Source organism: Mesorhizobium sp. ArgA1, from assembly GCF_053714375.1.
The window spans coordinates 65,300-87,717 of the sequence record NZ_JBSKBQ010000005.1 but is presented as its reverse complement, the minus strand read 5'-3'; the positions used below and the strand labels follow the sequence as shown (position 1 = coordinate 87,717).

The 22,418-nt window shown below is 62.3% G+C and carries 24 protein-coding genes and 2 tRNA genes; 12 read left to right on the top strand and 14 right to left on the bottom strand.

Annotated elements, in window-relative coordinates:
* Nucleotides 1–9: 9 nt before the first annotated feature.
* From ACWGTI_RS14680 to ACWGTI_RS14670, 3 genes are read right to left on the bottom strand one after another with little or no spacing between them, the layout of a single operon-like run.
* Nucleotides 10–1,050, bottom strand: a complete 1,041-nt coding sequence (locus tag ACWGTI_RS14680; protein ID WP_454587777.1) for a zinc-dependent alcohol dehydrogenase family protein — start codon at nucleotides 1,048–1,050, stop codon at nucleotides 10–12.
* Between the two features lie 39 nt (nucleotides 1,051–1,089).
* Entirely contained in the window at nucleotides 1,090–1,740 is a 651-nt protein-coding gene (gene maiA / locus ACWGTI_RS14675; RefSeq protein ID WP_454587776.1) for a maleylacetoacetate isomerase, read from the bottom strand.
* A gap of 4 nt (nucleotides 1,741–1,744) precedes the next feature.
* Nucleotides 1,745–2,452 carry a fumarylacetoacetate hydrolase family protein gene (locus ACWGTI_RS14670; protein WP_454587775.1) on the bottom strand — a complete coding sequence of 236 codons (708 nt, stop codon included), beginning with the start codon at nucleotides 2,450–2,452 and terminating at the stop codon, nucleotides 1,745–1,747.
* A gap of 207 nt (nucleotides 2,453–2,659) precedes the next feature.
* Here ACWGTI_RS14670 and ACWGTI_RS14665 point away from each other — a divergent pair, with 207 nt between their 5' ends.
* A complete protein-coding gene (locus ACWGTI_RS14665) occupies nucleotides 2,660–3,343 on the top strand; it encodes a response regulator (RefSeq protein ID WP_023681717.1) in 684 nt (227 codons plus the stop codon).
* Here ACWGTI_RS14665 and ACWGTI_RS14660 read toward each other — a convergent pair.
* From ACWGTI_RS14660 to ACWGTI_RS14650, 3 genes are all read right to left on the bottom strand, one after another.
* Complete coding sequence (locus tag ACWGTI_RS14660; RefSeq protein WP_454587774.1) at nucleotides 3,340–3,735, bottom strand: hypothetical protein; 396 nt, start codon at nucleotides 3,733–3,735, stop codon at nucleotides 3,340–3,342. The two genes, ACWGTI_RS14665 and ACWGTI_RS14660, sit on opposite strands and share 4 nt — an antisense overlap.
* 174 nt (nucleotides 3,736–3,909) lie before the next feature.
* Nucleotides 3,910–5,253 (bottom strand): ATP-binding response regulator, encoded by a 1,344-nt coding sequence (locus tag ACWGTI_RS14655; RefSeq protein WP_454587773.1) that lies wholly within the window; start codon nucleotides 5,251–5,253, stop codon nucleotides 3,910–3,912.
* 4 nt (nucleotides 5,254–5,257) lie between these two features.
* Nucleotides 5,258–6,394, bottom strand: a complete 1,137-nt coding sequence (locus tag ACWGTI_RS14650; RefSeq protein WP_454587958.1) for an FIST N-terminal domain-containing protein — start codon at nucleotides 6,392–6,394, stop codon at nucleotides 5,258–5,260.
* A 20-nt stretch (nucleotides 6,395–6,414) separates the two neighbouring features.
* Here ACWGTI_RS14650 and ACWGTI_RS14645 point away from each other — a divergent pair, with 20 nt between their 5' ends.
* The 4 genes from ACWGTI_RS14645 (at nucleotide 6,415) to ACWGTI_RS14630 (ending at nucleotide 10,585) form a co-directional block, all read left to right on the top strand.
* On the top strand, nucleotides 6,415–6,633 hold the full coding sequence (locus ACWGTI_RS14645; protein WP_454587772.1) for a hypothetical protein: 219 nt from the start codon (nucleotides 6,415–6,417) through the stop codon (nucleotides 6,631–6,633).
* A gap of 65 nt (nucleotides 6,634–6,698) precedes the next feature.
* Nucleotides 6,699–7,199: a (2Fe-2S)-binding protein gene (locus ACWGTI_RS14640; RefSeq protein WP_454587771.1), complete on the top strand. Its 501-nt coding sequence runs from the start codon at nucleotides 6,699–6,701 to the stop codon at nucleotides 7,197–7,199.
* Between the two features lie 121 nt (nucleotides 7,200–7,320).
* Nucleotides 7,321–9,672 carry a xanthine dehydrogenase family protein molybdopterin-binding subunit gene (locus tag ACWGTI_RS14635; RefSeq protein ID WP_454587770.1) on the top strand — a complete coding sequence of 784 codons (2,352 nt, stop codon included), beginning with the start codon at nucleotides 7,321–7,323 and terminating at the stop codon, nucleotides 9,670–9,672.
* A gap of 115 nt (nucleotides 9,673–9,787) precedes the next feature.
* Nucleotides 9,788–10,585, top strand: a complete 798-nt coding sequence (locus tag ACWGTI_RS14630; RefSeq protein WP_454587769.1) for an FAD binding domain-containing protein — start codon at nucleotides 9,788–9,790, stop codon at nucleotides 10,583–10,585.
* 140 nt (nucleotides 10,586–10,725) lie between these two features.
* On the opposite strand, the gene ACWGTI_RS14625 is transcribed toward ACWGTI_RS14630, so the two are convergent.
* The 6 genes from ACWGTI_RS14625 to ACWGTI_RS14600 form a co-directional block, all read right to left on the bottom strand.
* Nucleotides 10,726–11,208 carry an SRPBCC family protein gene (locus ACWGTI_RS14625; protein ID WP_454587768.1) on the bottom strand — a complete coding sequence of 161 codons (483 nt, stop codon included), beginning with the start codon at nucleotides 11,206–11,208 and terminating at the stop codon, nucleotides 10,726–10,728.
* A 70-nt stretch (nucleotides 11,209–11,278) separates the two neighbouring features.
* Nucleotides 11,279–11,773, bottom strand: a complete 495-nt coding sequence (locus tag ACWGTI_RS14620; RefSeq protein WP_454587767.1) for a GNAT family N-acetyltransferase — start codon at nucleotides 11,771–11,773, stop codon at nucleotides 11,279–11,281.
* Nucleotides 11,773–12,474 (bottom strand): copper homeostasis protein CutC, encoded by a 702-nt coding sequence (locus ACWGTI_RS14615; RefSeq protein ID WP_454587957.1) that lies wholly within the window; start codon nucleotides 12,472–12,474, stop codon nucleotides 11,773–11,775. Before ACWGTI_RS14615 ends, ACWGTI_RS14620 begins: the two co-directional genes overlap by 1 nt.
* Nucleotides 12,475–12,649: 175 nt before the next feature.
* A complete protein-coding gene (locus ACWGTI_RS14610; protein WP_454587766.1) occupies nucleotides 12,650–13,084 on the bottom strand; it encodes a cupin domain-containing protein in 435 nt (144 codons plus the stop codon).
* A gap of 80 nt (nucleotides 13,085–13,164) precedes the next feature.
* Nucleotides 13,165–13,548 carry a hypothetical protein gene (locus ACWGTI_RS14605; protein WP_454587765.1) on the bottom strand — a complete coding sequence of 128 codons (384 nt, stop codon included), beginning with the start codon at nucleotides 13,546–13,548 and terminating at the stop codon, nucleotides 13,165–13,167.
* Between the two features lie 64 nt (nucleotides 13,549–13,612).
* The gene (locus ACWGTI_RS14600; protein WP_454587764.1) at nucleotides 13,613–14,152 is read right to left on the bottom strand and encodes an alpha-ketoglutarate-dependent dioxygenase AlkB; all 540 of its coding nucleotides are present in this window, start codon (nucleotides 14,150–14,152) and stop codon (nucleotides 13,613–13,615) included.
* Nucleotides 14,153–14,347: 195 nt separating this feature from the next.
* Between ACWGTI_RS14600 and ACWGTI_RS14595 the strand changes: the two genes are divergently transcribed.
* Nucleotides 14,348–14,575 carry a KTSC domain-containing protein gene (locus ACWGTI_RS14595; RefSeq protein ID WP_454587763.1) on the top strand — a complete coding sequence of 76 codons (228 nt, stop codon included), beginning with the start codon at nucleotides 14,348–14,350 and terminating at the stop codon, nucleotides 14,573–14,575.
* 28 nt (nucleotides 14,576–14,603) lie between these two features.
* Here ACWGTI_RS14595 and ACWGTI_RS14590 read toward each other — a convergent pair whose 3' ends face one another.
* Nucleotides 14,604–16,106, bottom strand: coding sequence for a winged helix-turn-helix domain-containing tetratricopeptide repeat protein (locus ACWGTI_RS14590; protein WP_454587762.1), 1,503 nt, complete (start codon nucleotides 16,104–16,106; stop codon nucleotides 14,604–14,606).
* A 264-nt stretch (nucleotides 16,107–16,370) separates the two neighbouring features.
* Between ACWGTI_RS14590 and ACWGTI_RS14585 the strand changes: the two genes are divergently transcribed.
* Nucleotides 16,371–16,637, top strand: a complete 267-nt coding sequence (locus tag ACWGTI_RS14585) for a hypothetical protein (protein WP_454587761.1) — start codon at nucleotides 16,371–16,373, stop codon at nucleotides 16,635–16,637.
* Nucleotides 16,638–18,226: 1,589 nt separating this feature from the next.
* Complete coding sequence (locus ACWGTI_RS14580) at nucleotides 18,227–18,442, top strand: hypothetical protein (RefSeq protein WP_454587760.1); 216 nt, start codon at nucleotides 18,227–18,229, stop codon at nucleotides 18,440–18,442.
* 463 nt (nucleotides 18,443–18,905) lie between these two features.
* On the opposite strand, the gene ACWGTI_RS14575 is transcribed toward ACWGTI_RS14580, so the two are convergent.
* Nucleotides 18,906–18,980 (bottom strand) — tRNA-Asn (locus tag ACWGTI_RS14575).
* Between the two features lie 230 nt (nucleotides 18,981–19,210).
* Here ACWGTI_RS14575 and ACWGTI_RS14570 point away from each other — a divergent pair.
* From ACWGTI_RS14570 to ACWGTI_RS14555, 4 genes are all read left to right on the top strand, one after another.
* A complete protein-coding gene (locus ACWGTI_RS14570; protein WP_454587759.1) occupies nucleotides 19,211–19,471 on the top strand; it encodes a hypothetical protein in 261 nt (86 codons plus the stop codon).
* Nucleotides 19,472–19,910: 439 nt separating this feature from the next.
* Nucleotides 19,911–19,984 (top strand) — tRNA-Cys (locus ACWGTI_RS14565).
* 109 nt (nucleotides 19,985–20,093) lie between these two features.
* Entirely contained in the window at nucleotides 20,094–20,768 is a 675-nt protein-coding gene (locus ACWGTI_RS14560; protein ID WP_454587758.1) for a protein-L-isoaspartate O-methyltransferase family protein, read from the top strand.
* Nucleotides 20,769–20,954: 186 nt separating this feature from the next.
* The gene (locus tag ACWGTI_RS14555) at nucleotides 20,955–22,343 is read left to right on the top strand and encodes a TolC family outer membrane protein (protein ID WP_454587757.1); all 1,389 of its coding nucleotides are present in this window, start codon (nucleotides 20,955–20,957) and stop codon (nucleotides 22,341–22,343) included.
* Nucleotides 22,344–22,418: the final 75 nt, after the last annotated feature.

The following is a 22,418-nucleotide window of genomic DNA, read 5'->3' as shown; positions in this document are numbered from 1 at the left end:
ACTCCGCACCTAGAACTTCGTCACAACCCCAATGCCGATCCCCTCAAAACCACCCATCGCCATCAAGGCGGCGGGCGCCTCGTCGAGGCTGATCTTCTTGCCGACCAGCAGTTCGGGCTTAAGCTTGCCGGTGCGGATCATCTCCATCATTGCGGGGTAGCGATAGGCTTGCATGCCGTGGCTGCCGAGGATTTCGAGCTCAAAGGCGATCACCTTGTCCATCGGCACTTGTGGGCGGGAATGTTCGCCCAGCATCAGCCCGACCTGCACGTGGCGGCCGCGCCGGCGCAGATTGGCGATCGAATTGAACGATGTCGTGGGGTGGCCGAGCGCGTCCATCGACATATGCGCGCCGCCATTGGTGATCTGCTTGACCGCCTTGACGACGTTGGGTGTGGTCGAGGCGTTGATCGTCGCCACGGCGCCGATCTTTTTGGCGAATTCCAGTTTCTCGTCGGTGAGGTCGATCGCGATGACGTTGGCGCCCATGGAACTGGCTATCATGATCGCCGACAGGCCGACGCCGCCGCAGCCGTGCACGGCCACCCATTCGCCCGGCGTCACCCGGCCCAGGTCGACAATGGCGCGAAACGAGGTGACGAAGCGGCAGCCGAGGCTGGCGGCGGTGGCGAATTCCATCTCCTCGGGCAGGCGCACGAGATTGGTGTCGGCATGCTCGATGGCGACATATTCGGCAAACGATCCCCAGGCGGTAAAACCCGGCTGCGTCTGGTGTTCGCAGACCTGGTGGTTGCCTGAGTTGCACTCGAAGCAGCGGCCGCAACCGACGGCGAACGGCACGGTGACGCGCTCGCCGGCCTTCCAGCGGGTGACCCGCTTGCCGGCGGCGACGACGACGCCGGCCAGTTCGTGGCCGGGAACATGCGGCAGTTGGACGTCAGGGTCATGGCCCATCCAGCCATGCCAGTCGCTGCGGCAGAGTCCGGTCGCCTCGACCTTGATGACGACGCCATCGGCGGCCGGCTTCGGATCGGGCACGGTCTGGATCGTCGGCGCTTGGCCGAATTTCTCGAAGACGACGGCTTTCATCGGGTGGTCCTCATGCTCTGCACCAGCAACATTGCGCCGCTATTCCGCATCTATCTGATTCTCGGGCGCTGCCTTCCGAAAGGCCGGCAGCGCCATGCAGGCGGCGTGGATGCGCGATATGGTGGGGTAGGGCGCCAGGTCGACGCCGAAGCGGGCGTTGCTGGCGATCTGGGCGACCAGGCAGATGTCGGCGAGGCCCGCCGCGTTGCCATGGCAGAAAGTGCCGGTCTCGGCCGATGGAGCCAGAATCTTTTCAAGCGGCTGAAAGCCCTCGTTCACCCAGTGGCGGAACCAGTTGACGACATCCTGGTCGCCCGCCCCAAACAGCGTGCGCAGCGAGGTCAGCACCCGCAGATTGTTCACCGGGTGGATGTCGCAGGCAATCATCTGCGCCAGCATTCTCACGCGCGCCCGCCCGAGCGCGTCCCTGGGGAGCAGCGGCGGTTCAGGCTTGGTCTCGTCGAGGTACTCGATGATCGCCAGCGACTGGGTCAAAAGCGTGCCGCCCTCCAGGATCAGCGCCGGCACCAGCCCTTGCGGATTGACCACGCGGTAGGCGGGTTCCAGGTGCTCGCCATGGCGCAGATGATGCGGCACGTAGTCGTAGGTCAGCCCCTTCATCTCCAACGCGATGCGCACGCGGTAGGAGGTGGAGGAGCGGTAGTAGTTGTGGAGGACGAGGTCGCTCATCGCATTACGACTTGCCGATGGGATCTTGGCCGATGGTGATCTCGATGGTGCCGATGCCGTCGACGCCGCCGGTCATCGTCTGGCCCACTGCCACGGCGCCGACGCCGGCCGGCGTGCCGGTAAAGATCAGGTCGCCCGGTTGTAGTGCAACCGACTCGCTACAGATCGAAACGATATCGGCGATCGGCCAGATCAGTTCGGCGAGGTCGCCATCCTGTTTCACCGCGCCGTCGACGGCGAGCCAGATGCGGCCCTTTTTCGGGTGGCCGGATTGTGCGGCTGATATCAGAGGGCCACAGGGCGCCGAACGATCGAACGCCTTGGACCAGTCCCAGGGCCGCGCCGCTTTCTTGGCCTCGTCCTGCAGGTCGCGGCGGGTGAGGTCAATGCCGACGCCGTAGCCCCAGACATGGTCGAGCGCTTGCGCGCGGGGGATGCGGACGCCGGCCTTGCCGATCGCCGCGACCAGCTCGATCTCGTGATGCAGGTTCTTCGTCAGCGGCGGGTAGGGGATCGTCATCCCTGAATCGACCACCGCATCGGCCGGCTTGGTGAAGAAGAAGGGCGGGTCGCGCTCGTCATTGCCGAGTTCGCGGGCATGCGCGGCGTAGTTGCGGCCGACGCAGAAGATGCGGCGCACCGCAAAGCGGGCCGCCGAGCCTGCAATGGCGACCGACGGGGTTGCGGGCAAAGGGAGGACGAAGTCTGTCATGCCAGGTCTTTCTGCTTCAGCTTCCGGCACATTTGACCGATTTGAACCGCCGGGCAAGCATGAGCGTCCGCAAAAGCGTCGGCTCGGCCTTGATCGTTTGGAAGAAGGCGGCTTCGCCTCCTGGGTTAAGATGGCGATAGACTATTTGCCAATAAGCTGGCCATACCAGCGGGAGTATCGTGCCCAGGGAGGACTGAAACGAGCCCCATGACAGCAATCAACGATCGTGCCCGGTTCCTGATCATCGACGACCATCCGCTGTTTCGCGAGGCGTTGCACAGCGCCGTGCAGATGGCCTATCCCGAAGTCGACACGGTGGAGGCACGATCGATCGCCGAAGCGCTCGATCTTCTGGGTGGGATAAAACCGTTCGATCTGGCGCTGCTCGATCTCAACATGCCTGATGTCCATGGCTTTGACGGGCTGCTGCAGCTCAGGACCCGTCATCCGCGGCTGCCAGTGGTCGTCGTCTCGGGCTATGAGGAGCCGAAGATCATCTCCGAAGCGCTGTCCTATGGTGCCGCCGGCTTCATCCCGAAATCGGCTCGCAAAAGCGATCTTGCCGCCGCCATCCGCTCGGTGATGGAGGGCGCGATCTATGTGCCGGAAAACTACGAGGGACAGCCGCCCGACGCTGACAGCACAGACCGCGCCGATATGGTGCAGCGGCTGGCGAAACTGACGCCGCAGCAGCTCAGGGTGCTGCAGATGCTGCGCCAGGGCCTGCTCAACAAGCAGATCGCCTACGAGCTGCAGGTCGGCGAAACCACGGTCAAGGCGCATGTCTCGGAGATCCTGCGCAAGCTCAATGTGTACAGCAGGACGCAAGCGGTGATCGAGGTGTCGAAGCTGGACAATGCGGAGCTGTTCAGGGATCAGGCGGGGTTTTAGACGGTGAGCGAGTGCTGCACTGTCACTGCAATTCCAGCGCCCGGCAACGGGATCTCATTGTCGATATTCGCTTCCTTGGGCCGTTCCAGGGGCTGGCATACCCTGTAGGCCTTCTTGAGCGCCGCGGCAGCGTCTTTGCGGGTTTGCGTTTTCATGATCGCCTGCGCTTTGTCGAGGACGCAGTCCAGATAGTCATCATCATCGTCCGCGCGAGCCATCCCGACCATCGTGGATGCGGCCACTATACCGGCCGCAGCCAACACCACTAGGCGGCCGGGCAGGAAACACGCGCCGACCGCCGACATCGCGGTCTTTGTGAAACGAAACCAGGGACTACTCATCATCACAACGGTTGAGGGATCACCCTGGCGGACCAGGTCACGCGAGGCCATGGAGCAAATGCTGTGCCATGCGCGTCGACCCATTTCGGCACATTTGGAGCGGTGGGAACGGTGACGGGTGCGCTTTGCTTGGGAGTTATGGTGACAGGGCACTATTTTTCGCGTGGACTCTCATCCGGCTGCCGCCACCTTCTCCCCGTATAGTGACGGAGAGAAGGGCTCATCTCAAGCCAGCAGATGCGCCAGCAGCGCCCTTAGCTGCGCCGGTTTCAGCGGCTTGCGCATCAGTTCGATGCCGGCGGCGCGGGCGGCTTTCACCACTGCTTCAGAACTGTCGGCGGTGACGATCAGGGCCGGCACCGCGCGGCCGAGATAGTCGCGGACGTCAGCGATGGTGGCGGTGCCGAGGTCGCCGTCGTCGAGATGCTGGTCGGCAATGACGATGTCGGGCACCCAGTCGGTGTCGCCGAGCAGGCTGAGTGCATCCTCGGTCGACGTCGCGGTTCGCACCAGGCATTGCCAGCGCTCGAGCAGGAAGGTCATGGCCTGCAGCACATCGGCGTCGTTTTCGACCAAAAGCACCTTGGTGCCGAACAGGCCGTAGCCGCGCGGCCGCTCCATCTCGGCAAGGCTGGCGATGGCATCGGCGCTGGCGCCGATGCCGACCGGCACATCGATATGGAAAATGGTGCCGCGCCCGAGCTTCGAGGAGAACGTCACGGGATGGCCGAGCGCGGCGGCCATGCGCCGCACGATGGCAAGGCCGAGCCCCAGCCCGCCGCCGGAGATTCCGGTATCGCCCGGAATGGCGGAGCCGCGATGGAATTCCTCGAACACCGCCTCGCGCTGATCTTCGGGAATGCCGCAGCCGGTGTCGGCGACATCGATGCGGATGGTGTCGCCGCGGTGCCTTGTGCCGACCAGCACGCCGCCGGAGCGGGTGTAGCGCAGCGCATTGGATAGGATGTTTTGCAGGATGCGGCGCAAAAGCGTGCGGTCCGAACGCACCACCGCGCTGACCGGGCGGAACTTCAGCGCCAGGCCCTTCATCTCGGCAACCGGCAGGAAGTCCGAGCGTAGCGAGGAAAACAGCGTCTCCAGATTGACGTCGCCAATGTCGGGCTCGACCACGCCGGCATCGAGCTTGGAAATGTCGAGCAGCGTGCGCAGCAGGTCTTCCATCGTCTCCAGCGAGCGCTCGACCTGACGGACGAGTTTCTTGCCCTCGTCGCTGGTCTGCACTTCGGCCAGCGCCGAGACCGAGAGGTGGGCGGCGTTCAGCGGCTGCAGCACGTCATGGCTGGCTGCGGCCAGGAACCGCGTCTTGGACAGGTTCGCCAACTCGGCGTTTTCCTTGGCGGCGCTGAGGTCGATGTTCGACTGCTCCAGCCGGCGCAGCGTCGAATGCAGTTCCTCAGTGCGGATGCGCACCCGGTTTTCCAGTGAAATCGCGGTCTGGAACAGCGAGAAGGCGTTGCCCTGCTGGTCCATCGAGCGCTCGACGCGGCTGACCAGAGCGGCGTTGATCTTCTTCAGCCTGTCGACGTCGTCGATATCCCTGAGCGGCATGGAGCTACTCCGCCGCCTGTCGTTCGCCGAACGCGATGCCGGTGAAAGTCTGGTTGAGGTGCATCGACCGGTACTGTTCGCCATAGGTGCCGAAGCCGATGACGTTGTTGACTCGATAGAGTTCGGAGATGTCGCGGAACACCTGACGGTTGCGGGCGTCCAGCCTTCGCAGCACGCAATCGAAACCGAGCACCATGTCGATGCCACCGAGCCGCTCCTCGACGTCGCGCAGGGCGGCGCGCGTCGATTCCACCATGTCCTTGGGCTGGGCGATGGACAGCACGACGCCGTCGTCGATGGCGCAGAAGAATGACAGCGAGCCGTCGGGATGCATCTTCTGGATCGAGCGGCAATAATATTCGCCGCCCACCTTCACCACCACCGGGTGCGAGGCGAAGCTCAGCGGCGTCAGGTTCTGCGCAACGATGCCGACCGAAGCGGCATATTCCTCGGCCGCGTTGGTGGCGTTGAATTCGCGCACGGTGCGGTGGTCGGGATCGGATGCCGTCACCACCAGCTTCTCATCTGTAGGAACGAAATTGTCGGTTTTGAAGACGTGGAAGGGAATTTCGGTCGATATCAGCACGATGATGGCGCTGTCGGAGGCCACCTTGCCGTTCGAGATCAGCCTGGTGGTTTCGAATTTCAAATCGTCGCCCGCCGAACCGCCGATCAGCGGGATGTCGTCCAGCCCCCAATGGATGGCCGAGGTCACCGCTTCCTCGGCAAAGGACAGGCCGTCGATGAAGCAGAGCGCAAAGATGCTGTTGGAATGGCAACCGCCGATGCGTCCGCGCAGCAGGCGCCGCAAGGCCTCGACTTCATCGGTGATCCTGTCCATGCCCGAAGAGGAGAGATTGTCGACCATGGTGCTGACCGCGGAGAACGAGGCGGAAGGAAGCAGAAGCGCCAGCACGTGGCCTTCCTCCAGGCCCTGCGGGGTGATCTCGCCGGCAGTCGAGCAGGCGGCATAGGTCAGCGTCGGCGCATGGGTCTTCAGCGCTTGCGACAGTGCGGTGGCGTCGACCAGGCTCTGCGAGAAGAACAATAGCGCAAAGCCGGCGTTGATGGCAGAGGCTTCGGCGGCGACAGCGCGGGCGAATGCATCGGCGTCGGGCTCGTCGGTGGTGATAGCCGACAGACCGGATGCATAGCTCGTCCGTGAACTGGCCAGCAGCTTTCTCCGCGTTCCTCCGACGCATTTTTGTGCGCGCCTGTTTTCGTTTTTATGTCTTTTGGCGCGCCAGCGTCGATGGCATTGTTGCCTTCAATCCGCACTTTGGCAATGGGGCGGACGAGCCCATGATTTTCGCTTTCTCCATGACCGAAAGTACAATGGGCACCCGTGTGTTTTTTGCGCGTTCTGCGGTGTACGAATAGCGCATGGCCGAGCGCCAAAGCCGCGCCGGCAGCATGATTACCGAGGTTATACCCAGGGAGGATGCATGTCGGACGTTTCGTTTGTCGTGAACGGAAAACGGGTCAGCGGGGCTGCCGAGGACCGAACGCTTCTGGTTCATTTCCTGCGCGAAAATCTTGGTCTCACCGGAACGCATGTCGGCTGCGACACCTCGCAATGCGGCGCCTGCGTCGTCCATGTCGACGGCAGGGCGGTGAAGTCCTGTTCGATGCTGGCCGTGCAGGCCTCCGGGTCGTCCGTGGTGACGATCGAGGGGCTCACCAACGGCGCCGACCTGCATCCGGTGCAAGCTGCGTTCAAGGAACATCACGGCCTGCAATGCGGCTTCTGCACGCCAGGCATGATCATGACTGCGACCGACATGATCGCGCGCCATCCCGAAGGCCTCGACGAGGCGACAGTGCGCGCCGAGCTCGAAGGCAACATCTGCCGCTGCACCGGCTACCACAACATCGTCAAGGCGATCCTCGCCGCATCGAAGACGATGGCGAAGGCGTCGAAGGGCAGGGCGAAACAAGCGGCTTAGAACGAGGGGAATAGGGGAGTGGGGCAGTAGGGGAGTAGGGCAAAAAGGCTAAACCGAGCCGCTTTTCCCTACTCCCTTACTCCCTACTGCCCTACTCCCCTAAATTCCGGAGGAATTCCTTATGGGCATTGAAGGTATCGGCGCTCGGGTCGCGCGCAAGGAAGACAAGAGGTTCATCACCGGCGCCGGCCGTTATGTCGACGACATGGTGGTGCCCGGCATGAAGCATGCCGCTTTCGTGCGCAGCCCGCACGCGCATGCGCAGATCAAGAAGATCGACGTCAAGAAGGCCCAAGGCATGCCCGGCGTCATCGGCGTCTTGACCGGCAAGGAACTCAAGGCCGACGGCATCGGCAACCTGATCTGCGGCTGGATGATCCATTCCAAGGACGGCTCGCCGATGAAGATGGGGGCCTGGTCGCCGCTCGCTGTCGACAAGGTGCGCTATGTCGGTGATGCTGTCGTCATCGTGGTGGCCGAAACCAAGGGCCAGGCGCGTGATGCGGCGGAAGCCGTCGAGATCACCTACAAGGAATTGAAGGCGGTGGTCGATGCGACCAAGGCGCTGCAAAAAGGCGCGCCGCAGGTCCATGCCGAGGCCGAGGGCAATCTGATCTTCGACTGGGAGATCGGCGACGCCAAGGCGACAGACGCGGCGATCAAGGCTGCCGCCCATGTCACGCGCATGAAGATCGTCAACAACCGGCTGGTTCCCAACGCAATGGAGCCGCGTGCCGCCCTTGGGCACTACGACAAGGCCGAGGACCACTTCACCTGTTGGACGACCTCGCAGAATCCGCATGTCGCGCGGCTGGTGATGAGCGCCTTCTACAATGTCGCGCCGGAAAACAAACTGCGCGTCATTGCGCCCGATGTCGGCGGCGGCTTCGGCTCGAAAATCTACATCTATCCCGAAGAGATCGTCTGCCTGTGGGCATCGAAGAAAACCGGCGTGCCGGTCAAATGGGTCGCCGACCGCACCGAAAGCTTCCTCACCGACGCGCATGGCCGCGACCATGTCTCGACAGTCGAAATGGCATTCGACAAGAACAACCGGATCACCGGTTTCAAGGTCGACACCATCGCCAATCTCGGCGCCTACATGTCGCTGTTCTCGTCCTGCGTGCCGACCTATCTCTACGCGACGCTGCTGTCGGGCCAGTACAACATCCCGACGATCCACGCCAATGTGCGCACCGTCTACACCAACACCGCACCCGTCGACGCCTATCGCGGGGCAGGGCGGCCGGAGGCGACCTATCTGCTGGAACGGACCATGGAGACGGCGGCGCGCGAACTCGGCGTGTCGCCGGCCGAACTTCGGCGCACCAACTTCATCACCACCTTCCCGCACCAGACGCCGGTGATCATGAATTATGATGCCGGCGACTATGGCGCTTCGCTCGATGCGGCGACAAAGGCGTCCGACTATGCCGGCTTTGCCAAACGCAAGGCTGCCGCGGCCAAGGCAGGAAAGCTGCGCGGCATCGGGATGAGCTGCTACATCGAGGCCTGCGGCATCGCGCCGTCGGCGGCGGTCGGTTCGCTCGGCGCCGGCGTCGGCCTGTGGGAATCGGCCGAAGTGCGGGTCAACGCCGTCGGGACGATCGAGGTGCTGACCGGCTCGCACAGCCATGGCCAGGGCCATGAGACGACCTTCGCGCAGCTGGTCAACCAGCGTTTTGGAGTGCCACTCGACTCGGTCTCGATCGTTCATGGCGACACCGACAAGGTGCAGATGGGCATGGGCACTTACGGCTCGCGCTCGGGCGCCGTCGGCATGTCGGCAATCGCCAAAGCGCTCGACAAGGTCGAGGCCAAGGCCAAGAAGATCGCCGCCCACCTGCTTGAGGCCGACGAGGGCGACATCGTCATCGAGAATGGCGAGGTCAAGGTCGCCGGCACCGATAAGAGCCTGCCCTGGTTCCAGGTGGCGCTTGCCGCCTACACCGCCCACAATCTGCCGGCCGGCATGGAGCCGGGGCTGAAGGAGACAGCGTTCTACGATCCGGCAAACTTCACCTTCCCGGCGGGCTGCTACATTTGCGAGGTCGAGATCGATCCGGAAACCGGCACGACCGAGATCGTCCAGTTCGTCGCTGCGGACGATTTCGGCAACATCATCAACCCGATGATCGTCGAGGGCCAGGTGCATGGCGGCATTGCCCAGGGCATCGGCCAGGCGTTGCTCGAAGGCGCCCATTATGACGCCGGCGGACAGCTGCTGACGGCGAGCTACATGGATTATACGATGCCCCGCGCGGGCGACCTGCCGTCGTTCAAGGTCTCGACCTCCAACACGCCGTGCCCGAGCAACCCACTCGGCATCAAGGGCTGCGGCGAGGCCGGCGCCATCGGCTCGCCGCCGGCGGTCATCAACGCCATCACCGACGCCATCGGGATTACCGACATCGCCATGCCGGCCTCGCCGTCCACCGTCTGGGCAGCGATCCGCGCGGCGAAGAAGCACTGAGAAGCGAATAGCGACAGGGAGTAGCGAATAGGGAAAGAGGCGCAGTGCGAAGGGGCAGTCCCTACTCGCTATTGGCTATTCCCTATTCGCTCTTTCCCCGAAGGGAGAAAGACAAATGTACGCAGTCAACTACCACCGCGCCGCCTCGGTCGCTGACGCCGCCAAGATGGTGAAGAGCGGCGACGCCAAGCTTTTGTCGGGCGGCATGACGCTGATCCCGGCGATGAAGACCAGGCTTGCAGCACCTTCCGACCTGGTCGACCTGTCGCGGATCAAGGAGCTGCAAGGCGTCAAGGTGTCGGGCAAGACCGTCACCATCGGTGCGGCCACCACACATTACGACGTCGCCAGTGACGAGAAGCTGCGAAAGGCCTGTCCGGCGCTGGCGAATATGGCGTCGCTGATCGGCGACCCGGCGGTCCGCCACAAGGGCACGATCGGCGGCTCGGTCGCCAACAATGATCCGGCTGCCGACTATCCGGCAGCATTGCTGGCGCTTGGCGCCACCATTGTCACCAACAAGCGCGAGATTTCGGCAGCCAAATTCTTCACCGGCTTGTTCGAGACGGCACTGAAGGAGGGCGAGATCATCACCGCGGTCAGCTTCACCGCGCCGGCGAAGGCTGCCTACGAAAAATTCCGCAATCCGGCCTCGCGCTACGCGATCGTCGGCGTGTTCGTGGCCAAGGGCAAGGTTGGGGTCAGCGTTGCCGTCACCGGCGCCGGCGACGACGGCGTGTTCCGCTCGAAGGAAATCGAGGCCGCGCTGGCGAAGAACTTTGCCGCATCAGCGCTCGACGGCGTGAAAGTGCCGGCGAAGAATCTGATGACCGACCTCCACGCTTCGGCCGAATACCGCGCCAACCTGATCGCGGTGATGGCCAAGCGCGCGGTGAACGCCGCCAACGCTTGATTTCTTCCGATACAAATGACTGGAAAGGGGCCCTTCGCGGCCCCTTTTTTGCTGGAGCGGCTCATTGTTTCAAGGAAACGCGGAGCTATTCTATCGCGGAAAAATCGGTGCGCGACTGGCCGGCAGCCAGCAAGGCGCTATCATGCCGCCTTCTTCTGCGCCGCGAGATAGCGGCGCAGGCCGGCTTCGCCGCGCGGGGTGGTCCAGCGATGATTCCAGGCAAAGGCTGGCCTGAGCAACGGCGCCAGGAACTTGAGGATCGGCCTCTCGACCGTCACCTGCCAGACAAGATCGACATGGGTGCCGGTTCCCGAAGGCGACAGTTCCGCACGCCACAGGCCGTCGAAATCGCCGAAGGTCTTGACCACCACCAGCCGGCCGGGCTCGAGCTCGGCGGCTTCGACTATGAAGTTCAGTTCATAGGGCAGGGCGCCTCGTGCCCGCGCTTTGGCCCGCGAGCCGACGACGCCCTTGCCCTTGCGGTCGAGTGGCACGACCTCCTTGTAGACGTCGCCCCACCACAGCGGCAGCAATTCGGCCTCGGACAGCACTTCCCAGACCTGTTGCGGCGTAGCCTCTGGGATGTCCCAGCTTTCCTCGAAGCGGAAGACGTTGCTCGGCATTGGTGTTTCGCCCCCGACCGGCGGAAGTTACTTTAGGCCTGGCTTCATTATGGCGCCAGTGGCGCCCGCGTCATCCGGCGATCTGCCTGAGATAGTAGCGCACCGCCTTCTTGCCGCCATGGATCACGGCGTCGCCGACCTCGGCAAAACCGAGCGCGGCGTGGAAGGCGTCGGATGCCGGGTTGGGGGGCTCGGCATTGACCTCGCAGGTGACGATGCTGTGGCCCGCGCGGGCGACTTCCACGAACAGATCCTCATAAAGCTGGCGGGCATGGCCGCGGCCGCGCGCTTCGCCGGCAACGACGACGCGGTCGACATAGACGAAGCGTGGATAGCGCTCACGGAACCAGAGGAAGTTCGGGCTGTCGTAGCGAGCATCCTGGTCGAAGGTCATGATGAAGGCTTCGAGCGCGGCGATGCGGCGGGCATAAAACGCTTCTCCGAGCAGGAAAGACAGCCGTTCGGGTTCGAGCCATGACAGCTCGGCCGCGTGTTCATTGTTGAGGGCGAGGATGGCAGCCTCATCTGCTGCCGAGACGCGGCTGATCGGGGCGGGCGTGGTCATCAAGCCCTGGCCGCCGCGATTGTCGCCGCCACCAGCGCGCCGTCGGTTACCGTGGTGCGATATTCGCGGTCGAGATCGGTGCCTCCCATGCCGACGTCCGGGTTGCGGTAGGCCATTGCGCTCGGTACGTCCTTGAGTGCGGCGAAATGCATTTCTGTCAGCCCGGTTTTCGCAAGCACCTCGACGATGTTGTCGGGATCAAGCCCCCCGCAGCCGAGGATGATGAGGCGGCTGCCGGCCTGGCGGACGAGATCCGCCAACAGGCCGGCGCCTTCCACCGCGGTATCCCTCTGGCCGCTGGTCAGGACGCGACCGACATTGCAGCGGATCAGCGCTTCCAGCGCCTCGGCCGGGTCGCGGGTCATGTCGAAGGCGCGGTGGCAGGTGACGTTGAGCGGACCCGCCGCCTCGACCAGAGCGCCCATGCGGGTTTCGTCGATGGTGGCGTCGGCATTGAGGCAGCCGACGACGACACCGGCGACGCCGAGATCGCGCAGCGCTGCGACATCGGCGAGCATCGAGCGGTATTCGGCCTCGCTGTAGAGGAAGTCGCCACCGCGCGGCCGCACGATGACATGGAAAGGAATGGTCGCGCTCTCAAGCGCTGCGCGCACCGTGCCGAGGCTCGGCGTGATGCCGCCTTCGACCAGGCTGGCGCAGAGTTCGACCCGATCGGCGCCGGCGGCTTGCGCGGCCAGCATTCCGTCGATGCCTTCGACGCAGATTTCGATCAGGGGGCGAGCATTACCGGCCAAGAGACGATCCTTCATGAATGCAGACGGCCAGTCCTAGCATCGGCTCGATTGCCGGGGAAGCGGAACAACCAATCGCTGCTTGGGCCAGCCGGGAGCCCAGCCTGGATCCGTCGCGGGAGGCCTATTGTTTCTGCAGAATGGTGTTCTTGACGCCTTGCTCGACCTGGTCGATGACCAGCAGCTTGACCGCGCCGTCACCGATATTGGTGGCCTGGTGCCACTGGCCGATCATCTCGACGATGAAATCGCCTGTCTTGTAGGTGTTGCTGTTGCCGGTCTCGACATTCGTCACCTTGAGCGTTCCGGCCTCGACATAGGCGTAGCGGGCAAACGGGTGCTTGTGCACCGGCAAGGTGGCGCCGACCGCGATGTCGTAGGTCGAAACCAGCACCTGGACATTTTTCTGCGGCAGCACGATCGGCTGGCCGGAAGCCGTCTGGGTGCGATCGGCAAGCGGCGTCACGACAACCGGGGTTCCGCTGCTGTCCAGTGCCCAGGCGGCGTTTACCGATAATGCGACCGCGAACAGCAGCGTCGATGCCAGAATCTTTCGCATGGTTCCTCCAAGTTTCTGCCGCCACATTGGTGCGCCAAAGTTCTACCTGCCGTCAGTTACCGGTTGGTGGAGACATAGCGTCATCCACCCGCGCCATCGTCCATCATCGTATTCGTGAGTTTCTCATAGATGTTGCTGCATGTCTGAGACTGCGGGCAGTGTTTTACGATAAGCACCGGGGCGACAGTCAGTGCGACGGCGACCAGCATTTGCAGGAAGAGAGAAGGCCCGAACCGTTTGCCGAACACGGCCCGGCAAGCGAAGTAGAGGCTCTGCGCCAGGCATGCCCAAACAAGGACATGCAACAGCGTGCTGGTCGCTCTCGCATAGGGCGTTACGTATCCGTCGGGAAAGCCGACCATCCCAAGATCGACGAGCCATTGCAAAGCCAGCAGGCAGGACAGACACGCCCATAGAACGAGCGTTGCGCGGACGCCCACGGATTTGCTGCGATCAACGCTCATATGCAATCGAAGCACAACTGGGCGCTGCCTTCCAGAGGGGCTGCTGCGTGCCTTGGAGTGGTGCCTATTTCAGGGTGCGCAGCGTGATAGAATAGCGGTGCCCGGCGACCGGCGGAATGCTGTGTTCCCATTCGCGGCGCGCCGGACCGTCCATGAGATAGACGGACCTCGGCTCGACCTCGATCGTCTCACGGTCCCATTTCACGCCGGCTTTACGGCGCAGCCGAAAGCTGCAGGGCGCCAGCAGCGACACGCCGGCGACGAGTTCGAAGTGCGGCTTGTCGCGATGCCAGCCTATGCCCGCTCCCGGACGGTATTCATTGATCAGTACTTGCGCGAAATCTGGGGCTGCGCGTCCGGCAAAGTCCGCTACCTTGTCGCGAAGCCGCAGCAGAAATTCTGGGATGGGCGGCGCTTCAACGACCTCGCGCCGATCGTAGTCGTAGCGCAGGCCGAAGCCGGCCACCTGCCGGTTGGCAAGATGGCCATGGAAGTCAAAGGGCTTGAACGACAGTCCCTTGAGGTGACGGACCAGCGCGGTCTCTTCGTCTGGAGTGATCAGGTCCGGCCGATAGGAGAACCCTTCCGGCAGGGTGGACGCCATGCCGAAGAGATCGCCCTGGCAGGTGTGGGCTTCAGTGCTCGATTTCATCGGTGACATCTGACGCAGATAGGAAGGCTCAGCGAGCAGGCAAGATTTTGGCGCAGCCGGAGGCCTGTCCATCCGACGGAACCTCCGGATTGCTGCGGCATTAAGAACTGGCGAAGCAGGATTTGGGGCGAAGCAGGATTTTTTGACATGCCGTCCACTGCCATCCGCAACACGCAATACGACCCGGCGACGAAGGTCCTTTCGGTCTGGTTCGTGCCGAGCGGGAACCGCTACGATTATGAGGAGGTCGAGCCCGAGACCTATGCGGCGTTCTGGGCCGCCTTCTCGAAAGGGCAATTCTTCAACGAGTTCATACGCGATCGCTACCGGTTTCGCCTGGTTGAGGACGGGCGCCGGCGGGCGGCTGGATCCTGAGCAACGCATCAAGCCCCCGAAGGTACGTTCACGCGGGAAACCCGGCCTTTCTCAAGCCTGACGTGAAAAGCTCGAGGGCGACTTGGTCGGCGAACGGGAGACCTGACATCAGCCGGACAGTCAGGTCGTGTTTCCTCGTCAGTGCTTCCTCGACCTCAGCGCGGGCCTTCTGCGTCTCGCCCAAATGTGCGTACGCCGCTGCGAGGAAGGCATGTATGAAGAATTGGTCGCCGGCCTTCTGATACGAACTGACGGCTTCCGAGTACCTTCCAAGCAGCAAGAGGGAGCTGCCCTTCACCTCCCAGAACCATATCGGAGGTAACGGGTCGCGCAGGAGCGCAGTTTCGAGCACGTTCAGCGCCGTCTCGGCCCGTCCGCCGTAGTTGAGCCAGCTTGCGTAGTCCCCCGCTATGTTCACGTCCAGCGGGTTCAACGAGCGCGCCTGCTCCAAATGCACTCCGGCATCGCTGTACCGGCGCATGTGCGTAAGCACCAGCCCCATGCTCTGGTGACAGACGCCATCGCTCCTGTCGAGAATTAGCGCCGTCCGTGCCGATTCCCAGGCCTTCTGCAGCGTCCGCGGATCGTTGTCGTACCAAAATCGGCTAACAAGGGCCTGCGCGAGGAAGGCGTGGCCTTGGGCGAACGTCGAATCGAGCTCGACACACCGAACGAACAGAGGCTCGGCCTTGTCATTTTCATATCGGTAGAAGTGCGCGCGCCCCTGCAGGTAGTAGTCGTATGCATCCCACTCGGCCGGAGGCTTGCGTCTGGTCCGGCTCGCCGAATCTGCCTCCGTTTGGCCTTCGACCATCGAGGCAATGAGAGCGGCCACCTCGTCTTGCAATGCGAAGATGTCGTTGAGGGCCCGGTCGTAGCGTTGAGCCCACAGGTGGGTGCCGGTGGCGGCGTCGATCAACTGTGTGGTGATCCGAATGCGATCACCGAGCTTTCGCACGCTGCCTTCGACGAGGTAGCGAACTCCGAGTTCGCGATGGACTTCGTCAATGTCCAATGCCGGATGGCGAAACTGAAACGATGAATTGCGCGCGATGACAAGGAGGGAGCGGAACCTGGCCAGTTCCGTAATAATGTCCTCGGTTATGCCGTCGCTGAGATACTGCTGGTCCTGATCGCCGCTCAAGTTGGCAAAGGGCAGCACCGCAATTGACGGCTTGCCGGACGGTGGTGTCGGTCTGCGGGATGCGCTCGCCACCGGCTCGACAGTCCCGATGAAGCGGTAGCCGATACGAGGCACCGTGGCGATCCACTCGCCGCCATTGTCAGCCGGACCGAGTGCCTTTCTTAATGTCGCGATCTGGACGGTAAGGTTGCCTTCCTCAACGACGGTGCCAGGCCAGGCAGCGTCCATCAGTTCGGCCTTGGTCAGGATCTCACCGGGCCGTGCCGTAAGCGCAGCAAGCAGCGTCAACCCACGATGCCCAACAGTGATCGGGATCTGCTCTTTAAGCAGCGTCCCGATATCGGGATCGAGTACGAACGGACCAAAAGCGATGCGAGTCCCCTGCATGGGGGCATATTAGACGTTTCGGACGTTTTCGGAACAGTTTCGGCACCGCTTAAGTGCCGGCGTCACTTTCGAAGCTTATGCCCATCCCGCCACGCCAGATATTCAGCCGAAGTAGCGAAGTCGCCGCCGGTCCCCCCGGGAGGCTGCTCCTCGGGGCGGCTGCGCAAGCGACCAAACTGCCATACTTGCGCGATTGCTAAAATAATAAATAATGGTCAGAAGGGTGTGGGAAGCCGTTGGGGAGCGTCGGAAAGGGGTTGGGCCATGTATTTTCCGCAGTTTGTGGTGGGAATGCTGGCGACATCAGTGGTCGTTGCAGTTTGGGCCTATCTCGACACGGGGTCCATGGGGAAGGGCGTAATCTGGGGCGTCATCGCCGGTTTTCTGTTGCAGGCGGGGTATTTCGCGCTTGTGTTTGGGCTTGTCTACGGGCGGCGGGACACTGAGCAGGAAGCGAAGGGCACCAATCCGGACACCGCCAAACAAGCCGAACGCGCAGCTTCGCCGCCGTTGCGGACAAAACGTGGTTGACGTCCAGTCAACTAGGCGCAATCATTTCGGATTGTGTAGGTGAGGGGCGTTTCAATGAAACTCGTTGTCTTTGGCGTAGCAATAGTATTGGCCGCCACCGGAGCGGCTGTTGCGAAAGAGAAGAAAAAGGTGGCCACCGCTCAGGCTGCAACCTCGTGTTCCGCAGCTCATATGAAGGCTGGCAGCAAGCCGACCACGAAACGGGGTTGCAAGTCGACAAGCACCGTGGTTGCGCGACCCTCAAATGGGGGCGCAAACTTCCTGGATCACTATAGTCCGCGCTTAGGGTATGACACCAGTCCGTGGTTTCAAACTGGCTATAATTGACGGCGGCTTCGGCTTCCGGGCTCTTCCATGCGCGAACGTTCGCTGCCATACGCGGATGCTTGTTCGTGCATATTCGCTGCATGGCCAGAAAGTCAGCCAAGTCGTTAAAACAGGCTGCGCTTGGAGATAGCCAAATGCGCCTTCCGCCACCTAAAATGGGCAGATCCAAGGGCCCGACATGATCAGAGGTGCTTGCGCATCTCATGCAAGCCGATCAGTGGAATCAACGCTTCTGTAGCCCGCTTCCTCTTGCTCAGGCTTTCATATTAGCAATGATTAAAATACGAGAATGTCCATGGCAGGGTTGTTAGCAAACTCCTGCTATTGTGCGGCTTGGTGTCAGGTGGATGAAATTGTGCTGGTGATGCGCGGGGCTGGATGGATCAAGGGCCTGAGGGAAGCTGAGGCTCGCAACCTGAGAAGCGAGATCAGTCGGCTCGAAATAGACTTGATCGCCGCTGCCAATTCTCAGGGTAAATCCAGGCTGCATGACGTCGCGCACGCACTGCGATGCCAGAAGGCGCGCCTGGAACGTCTGGAGGAGTGCCTCGGCTCAATGACGTCGAATGTCCGGTTAGCGGCTTCCGCAACGCAGACTCGTGAAGGCTGCCGATAAGCGAACGAATGGCCCCCAGCCTCACGGTGGCGGGCTTTTCGCGTGGCGCTACGCTAACGGGCATTCTTTTTATCATTCGCCGCCGCAAGTTGCCGCGCTTGGTCAAAAACGCCACCGGAAAGCGACGTGGTTGGTTGCTAAGCAGCTTCTTGGAAACCACTTGTCGTAACCGTTGATTCAACCATTGCTAGTATACAGAGGCGTGGAAGCGGCTCCGACACTGCGCTTGGGTTGGGGGTTTGCCGGAGCCGCCTGCGCAGTCCGGTTGGGGTTTGACCGCGCCGTCCTATTTTGGGACAGCGCGGTCAACGATTCGTTAAAATTTTCCAGAACTAATAAAGCGCGTGCTTAATGGACTCCCGATCTTGCGAGTTTGAGCATGCTCCGGTCCGAAATGGGCACTGTCCCTTTTCAGCACTGAAATACTGGCACCGCTCTTGCTGCATACCACTTTTGCCGGCTGATCCCCGGTCCTGATCGCGTACTCTGATCAGGTTGTAGGCTCGCCGGGCTTGAGGCGGTTGGGGTCTTCGCCCGGCGAGTTTCTACCAAGCCAAGCGAGGGTGGAGACGCGGGGAACGTTTCAGGCCTTACTGACGAGCCGCGTTTTCCGCTTTGGCGCAACATAGCTCTCGACCAAGCGAACGTGCTCGGCATCGACGGTCACGAGCGGCCGAAGGCTGATCGTCACCTTATCGCCGTCAACGCGCGTGACCTGGCCGGTGAGCTCCATATGCTGGCCGATCACGGCCTTCGAAGTCGAATCGACAACCGAATGTGGGAAGGCGTAGGAGGGATGGTCACGCTGATGCGATCGGGCGTCACCCGCCCGCGCACCGTGGTGTTGATGAAGCGTCGGTGAATCTTGCGCGGATCGGTCCGTCCACCTTGGCAAGATGGCCGGCGCCGTGGGTGGGGTTGATGGTGGGCAGCGCCGGCCAATGCGGGGTTGGGGACCCGCGAAAATCAAGCTATCTGAGTCGTTGGCGGCGCGAATGGGTGTAATCACGTAAGCTGTCCCTAATGCGCCGGATGCCCGGGAAGAACTGCCGCTATGGTGAATAGTGGGTTACTATCCACAGGGCGCTCAGTCATGCGGGAGGGCGACGACGAGCGCGAAGCCGACCATGGCGACTATGACGGCCCGTGCCTCATATCTGGAGGGCAAGGGCTCTGAAAATCTATCAGCGTGTTAGTCTCGGCCCGATGCCTTCACGGTGGCGGGCTTTTGGATTCGAAAGGCAAGCTATCCGGTCCGGCGTACATATACCGTACATAACCGAAAAATCGCCGGTTTTGCAGCTTCGCCAAGTGCTTGGAAATGTTGGCTCCCCGGGCCGGATTCGAACCAGCGACCAACCGGTTAACAGCCGGTTGCTCTACCACTGAGCTACCGGGGAACAGAGGCTCTCATGTGAGTGGCGCAGCCTATAGCAAACCCGTTTCGGCTTTGCAAAGAAGCATTTCGCATTTTTTAGCGCTTTTTCATGCAATGGTTTGTGGCAATCGCCTGAGAACACCACATATGAGCCGTCTGGACTGCCGCCTGGCCTTGGTCGGCGGAACCAAAAGGTGATGGCAGCCTTTACGACGTATGGCTTTACTGACGGCAACCGGATCGACTTTCGACATGACTACAGCAGGCGAAAACCAGGCACCGGCGCGCAAAATCTCGGTGTTCGGCCGCGAGTTCACCATGCCGCGCTCACGGGGCCTCAGGATCGCCATCGGTATCGTCCTGGTGTTTTTCGGCATTCTCGGCTTCCTGCCGATTCTCGGCTTCTGGATGATTCCGCTCGGCCTTTTGGTGCTTTCCTACGAATTTTCTGCGGTGCGCCGTCAGCGGCGGCGGTTCGTCGTCTGGTGGGAACGGCGGCGCCGACCGAACTGAAAAGCGATGGGGGTCCGCTCAGCGGCCGCTGCGCCTTTCCAGCCCCTCGCAGATTTCCTTGAGGACGGCGGCGGCGGAAGCCAGTCGCGCGCGATCGTGCGGCGAAAGCCGGGTTGCTCCCTCGATGGAGAGGCGGTCGAGCGCATATCGCACAACCTATTCGCAGCGCAACAGCGACAATCTGCGCGAACGCTGTTTTCCAGTCTGCCGCGGCCTTGGCATGGGCTACCTCCATCTCCCGCTACGTAAGGTGCAGGTGGGAGTTTCGCCTGCCAGGCAGTCGTGCTTAGTGGGCCGCTAATATACCGCTCCGCCAAGCGGTTAAACCGCTCGGGAACCACGCTAGGGAGGCTGACGCGGAAAGCGCGCCGGAATGCTGCACGAACGCTTGACGACCTTTCGTCGCCACCATATTGAGTTCGCTCGCCGGGAGCGACGAGGCCTCGTGGCGGAGTGGTTACGCAGAGGACTGCAAATCCTTGCACCCCGGTTCGATTCCGGGCGAGGCCTCCAGTTGCTTCAGCTCCCGCGCGGCGGGGGCTTGAGTTCCGGTCGAATGCGCCGCAGTGTTGGCGCGGCGAGCGCGTTGCAGCGCATTGGTTTTTGACGGATTGGTTGGGACATGAGCGCTGATTTCTCCGAACTTCGCGTCAAGATGGTCGACGGCCAGGTACGCACCACCGATGTGACCGACGCAGCATTGCTCGATGCCATGCTTGCGGTTCCGCGCGAGGCTTTTGTCGGGGCAACGCAACAGGTTCTTGCCTATATTGACGAGGATATCCGCATCTCCGACGGCGGCGATGGCAGCGGTGCGCGCTACCTCATGGAGCCTTCGCCGCTGGCCAAGCTTTTGCAACTGGCCGAGATCAGCGCCGGCGATTCGGTGCTCGATGTCGGTTGCGGCACCGGCTACTCCGCGGCGCTGCTGTCCAGACTGGCAAAATCCGTTATTGCGCTGGAAAGCGATACCGGATTGGCAGAAACGGCCAGGGCCGCGCTCTCGGCGCAGGGCTGCGACAATGTCGCCGTGGTCACCGGGCCGCTGCCCCAAGGTCATGCCGCCAAGGCGCCATACAACGTGATTCTCGTTGGCGGCAGCGTCGAGGAAGTGCCGGCGGCACTGCTAGGCCAGCTCGCCGAAGGCGGCCGTCTGGTGGTTGTCGAAGGGCAGGGCAATGCGGGTGTGGCCCGGCTTTTTTTCAAAGCAGGGGGGGTTGTAACCGGAAGACGGGCATTTAATGCGGCAATTAAGCCACTACCGGGATTTGAACGCATTCACGCGTTCGAATTCTAAGTGATTTTGCCTTGCAGCAAAGACGCTGTCATGTTGGCTTGCGATTGGACAATCGTTGCTGATTTGGTTAACCGGTGTTTCGGGAGGCCGTCAGCGGGGGAACGATATATCGACGCGGCGCTGGCTGATCCCTTGGGATGGGCTGGCGTGGCGTGGTTCCCGTGCAGAACGAATGAGGGATTTAAAGTGCCGTCCTTAGCCAAGAGCTTGTTTGCTACCGTCCTTATTTCCGCGACAGCGCTGTCGCCGATAGCCGCCTCGGCGGAAACCATCCTCGGCGCGCTTTCCAAGGCCTACCAGAACAATTCCTCGCTGAACTCCGCCCGTGCCGGCGTGCGCGTCACCGATGAGGGCGTGGCGATCGCCAAGTCGGGATACAGGCCGGTCATTACCGGGAGTGCGGACGTCGGCTACGCCAGCCGGCACCTCAACGGTTCAAACGCCGGCACTCGTCTGACCACAGGGAGCTTCGGCGTCGCCATCAATCAGATGCTGTTTGACGGGTTTCAGACCAAGAACAACGTCGCGGCAGCCGAGGCGCAGGTCAAGGCGTCGGTCGAGAGCCTGCGCAACACCGAAGAGAATACGTTGTTCAACGCGGCAAGCGCCTACATGGATGTCATCCATGACCGTCAGGTGGCGGTGCTCACGGAACAGAACTTGCAGTTCCTGACCGAGCAGGCGCGCGCGGCGCGCTCGCGCTTCGAGGTCGGCGAAGGCACGCGCACCGACGTGGCGCAGGCCGACGCCTCGCGCTCGGCCGCGGTGGCGCAGTTGAGTGCTGCCCGCGCACAGGCGCTGGCCAGCGCCGCAACCTACCGCCAGATCGTCGGCGACGATCCGGGCAAGCTCAAGGCGGCGTCCCCATTGGCGAAGCTTTTGCCGAGGAGTCTCGATGCGGCGATCGACATCGCGGCGACCGAACATCCGGCCATTCTTTCTACCGAGCATCTGGTCGACGCAGCCGCATTTCAAGTGAAGTCGCACGAAGGCGCTCTGCTGCCGCAGCTTTCCGCTTCCGCCGGCGTTTCGGACGACTACTCCAAGAACTCGCCGGAAACCTTGACGTCACAGAATGGCACCACCCGTTCCGCCAACATCGGTGCGACACTGACCATTCCGATCTATTCGGGCGGCCGCACCTCGGCCCTGGTCCGCCAGTCGAAGGAATCGCTCAGCCAGGCCCGCATTGAAGTCGATGTCAGCCGCGACCAGGTGCGCCAGGCGGTGACGTCGGCATGGACGCAATACACCTCTGCGCAGGAAAGCGTTGACGCCAACCGGCAGGTGATCGCCGCCGCGCAGCTGGCACTCAACGGCGTCATCGAAGAGCGCAATGTCGGCCAGCGTACCACACTCGACGTGTTGAACGCCCAGAACGCCGTCATCTCGGCCAAGATCGACCTCGCCAGCTCCGAGCGCGATGTGGTGGTCGCGAGCTACGCCATCCTTTCGGCCATGGGCCGTCTGTCGGTCGAGCGCCTGGCGTTGAATGTGGTGAAGTACAAGCCTGAAGAGCACTACAGAGCCGTCAAGGACAAGTGGATCGGCCTGCGCACGCCGGATGGCCGCTGACCGCGCTTAGGCGGTTCAAATCCCGCTCGGATTGAAGCATTGGAGTGCCGCGCATCATAGGGATGCGCTGCGCTA

Excerpts from the sequence above, each read along its gene's own strand:
- ACWGTI_RS14590 (WP_454587762.1), bottom strand. The coding sequence starts at position 16,106 with ATGCAGGGGACTCGCATCGCTTTTGGTCCGTTCGTACTCGATCCCGAT.
- ACWGTI_RS14605 (WP_454587765.1), bottom strand. The coding sequence starts at position 13,548 with ATGAGCGTTGATCGCAGCAAATCCGTGGGCGTCCGCGCAACGCTCGTT.
- ACWGTI_RS14655 (WP_454587773.1), bottom strand. The coding sequence starts at position 5,253 with ATGCCGCTCAGGGATATCGACGACGTCGACAGGCTGAAGAAGATCAAC.
- ACWGTI_RS14680 (WP_454587777.1), bottom strand. The coding sequence starts at position 1,050 with ATGAAAGCCGTCGTCTTCGAGAAATTCGGCCAAGCGCCGACGATCCAG.
- ACWGTI_RS14615 (WP_454587957.1), bottom strand. The coding sequence starts at position 12,474 with ATGCTGGCCGCGCAAGCCGCCGGCGCCGATCGGGTCGAACTCTGCGCC.
- ACWGTI_RS14665 (WP_023681717.1), top strand. The coding sequence starts at position 2,660 with ATGACAGCAATCAACGATCGTGCCCGGTTCCTGATCATCGACGACCAT.
- ACWGTI_RS14620 (WP_454587767.1), bottom strand. The coding sequence starts at position 11,773 with ATGACCACGCCCGCCCCGATCAGCCGCGTCTCGGCAGCAGATGAGGCT.
- ACWGTI_RS14670 (WP_454587775.1), bottom strand. The coding sequence starts at position 2,452 with ATGACAGACTTCGTCCTCCCTTTGCCCGCAACCCCGTCGGTCGCCATT.
- ACWGTI_RS14635 (WP_454587770.1), top strand. The coding sequence starts at position 7,321 with ATGGGCATTGAAGGTATCGGCGCTCGGGTCGCGCGCAAGGAAGACAAG.
- maiA (WP_454587776.1), bottom strand. The coding sequence starts at position 1,740 with ATGAGCGACCTCGTCCTCCACAACTACTACCGCTCCTCCACCTCCTAC.
- ACWGTI_RS14625 (WP_454587768.1), bottom strand. The coding sequence starts at position 11,208 with ATGCCGAGCAACGTCTTCCGCTTCGAGGAAAGCTGGGACATCCCAGAG.
- ACWGTI_RS14560 (WP_454587758.1), top strand. The coding sequence starts at position 20,094 with ATGAGCGCTGATTTCTCCGAACTTCGCGTCAAGATGGTCGACGGCCAG.
- ACWGTI_RS14610 (WP_454587766.1), bottom strand. The coding sequence starts at position 13,084 with ATGCGAAAGATTCTGGCATCGACGCTGCTGTTCGCGGTCGCATTATCG.
- ACWGTI_RS14630 (WP_454587769.1), top strand. The coding sequence starts at position 9,788 with ATGTACGCAGTCAACTACCACCGCGCCGCCTCGGTCGCTGACGCCGCC.
- ACWGTI_RS14640 (WP_454587771.1), top strand. The coding sequence starts at position 6,699 with ATGTCGGACGTTTCGTTTGTCGTGAACGGAAAACGGGTCAGCGGGGCT.
- ACWGTI_RS14570 (WP_454587759.1), top strand. The coding sequence starts at position 19,211 with ATGACTACAGCAGGCGAAAACCAGGCACCGGCGCGCAAAATCTCGGTG.
- ACWGTI_RS14660 (WP_454587774.1), bottom strand. The coding sequence starts at position 3,735 with ATGGCCTCGCGTGACCTGGTCCGCCAGGGTGATCCCTCAACCGTTGTG.
- ACWGTI_RS14600 (WP_454587764.1), bottom strand. The coding sequence starts at position 14,152 with ATGGCGTCCACCCTGCCGGAAGGGTTCTCCTATCGGCCGGACCTGATC.
- ACWGTI_RS14585 (WP_454587761.1), top strand. The coding sequence starts at position 16,371 with ATGTATTTTCCGCAGTTTGTGGTGGGAATGCTGGCGACATCAGTGGTC.
- ACWGTI_RS14595 (WP_454587763.1), top strand. The coding sequence starts at position 14,348 with ATGCCGTCCACTGCCATCCGCAACACGCAATACGACCCGGCGACGAAG.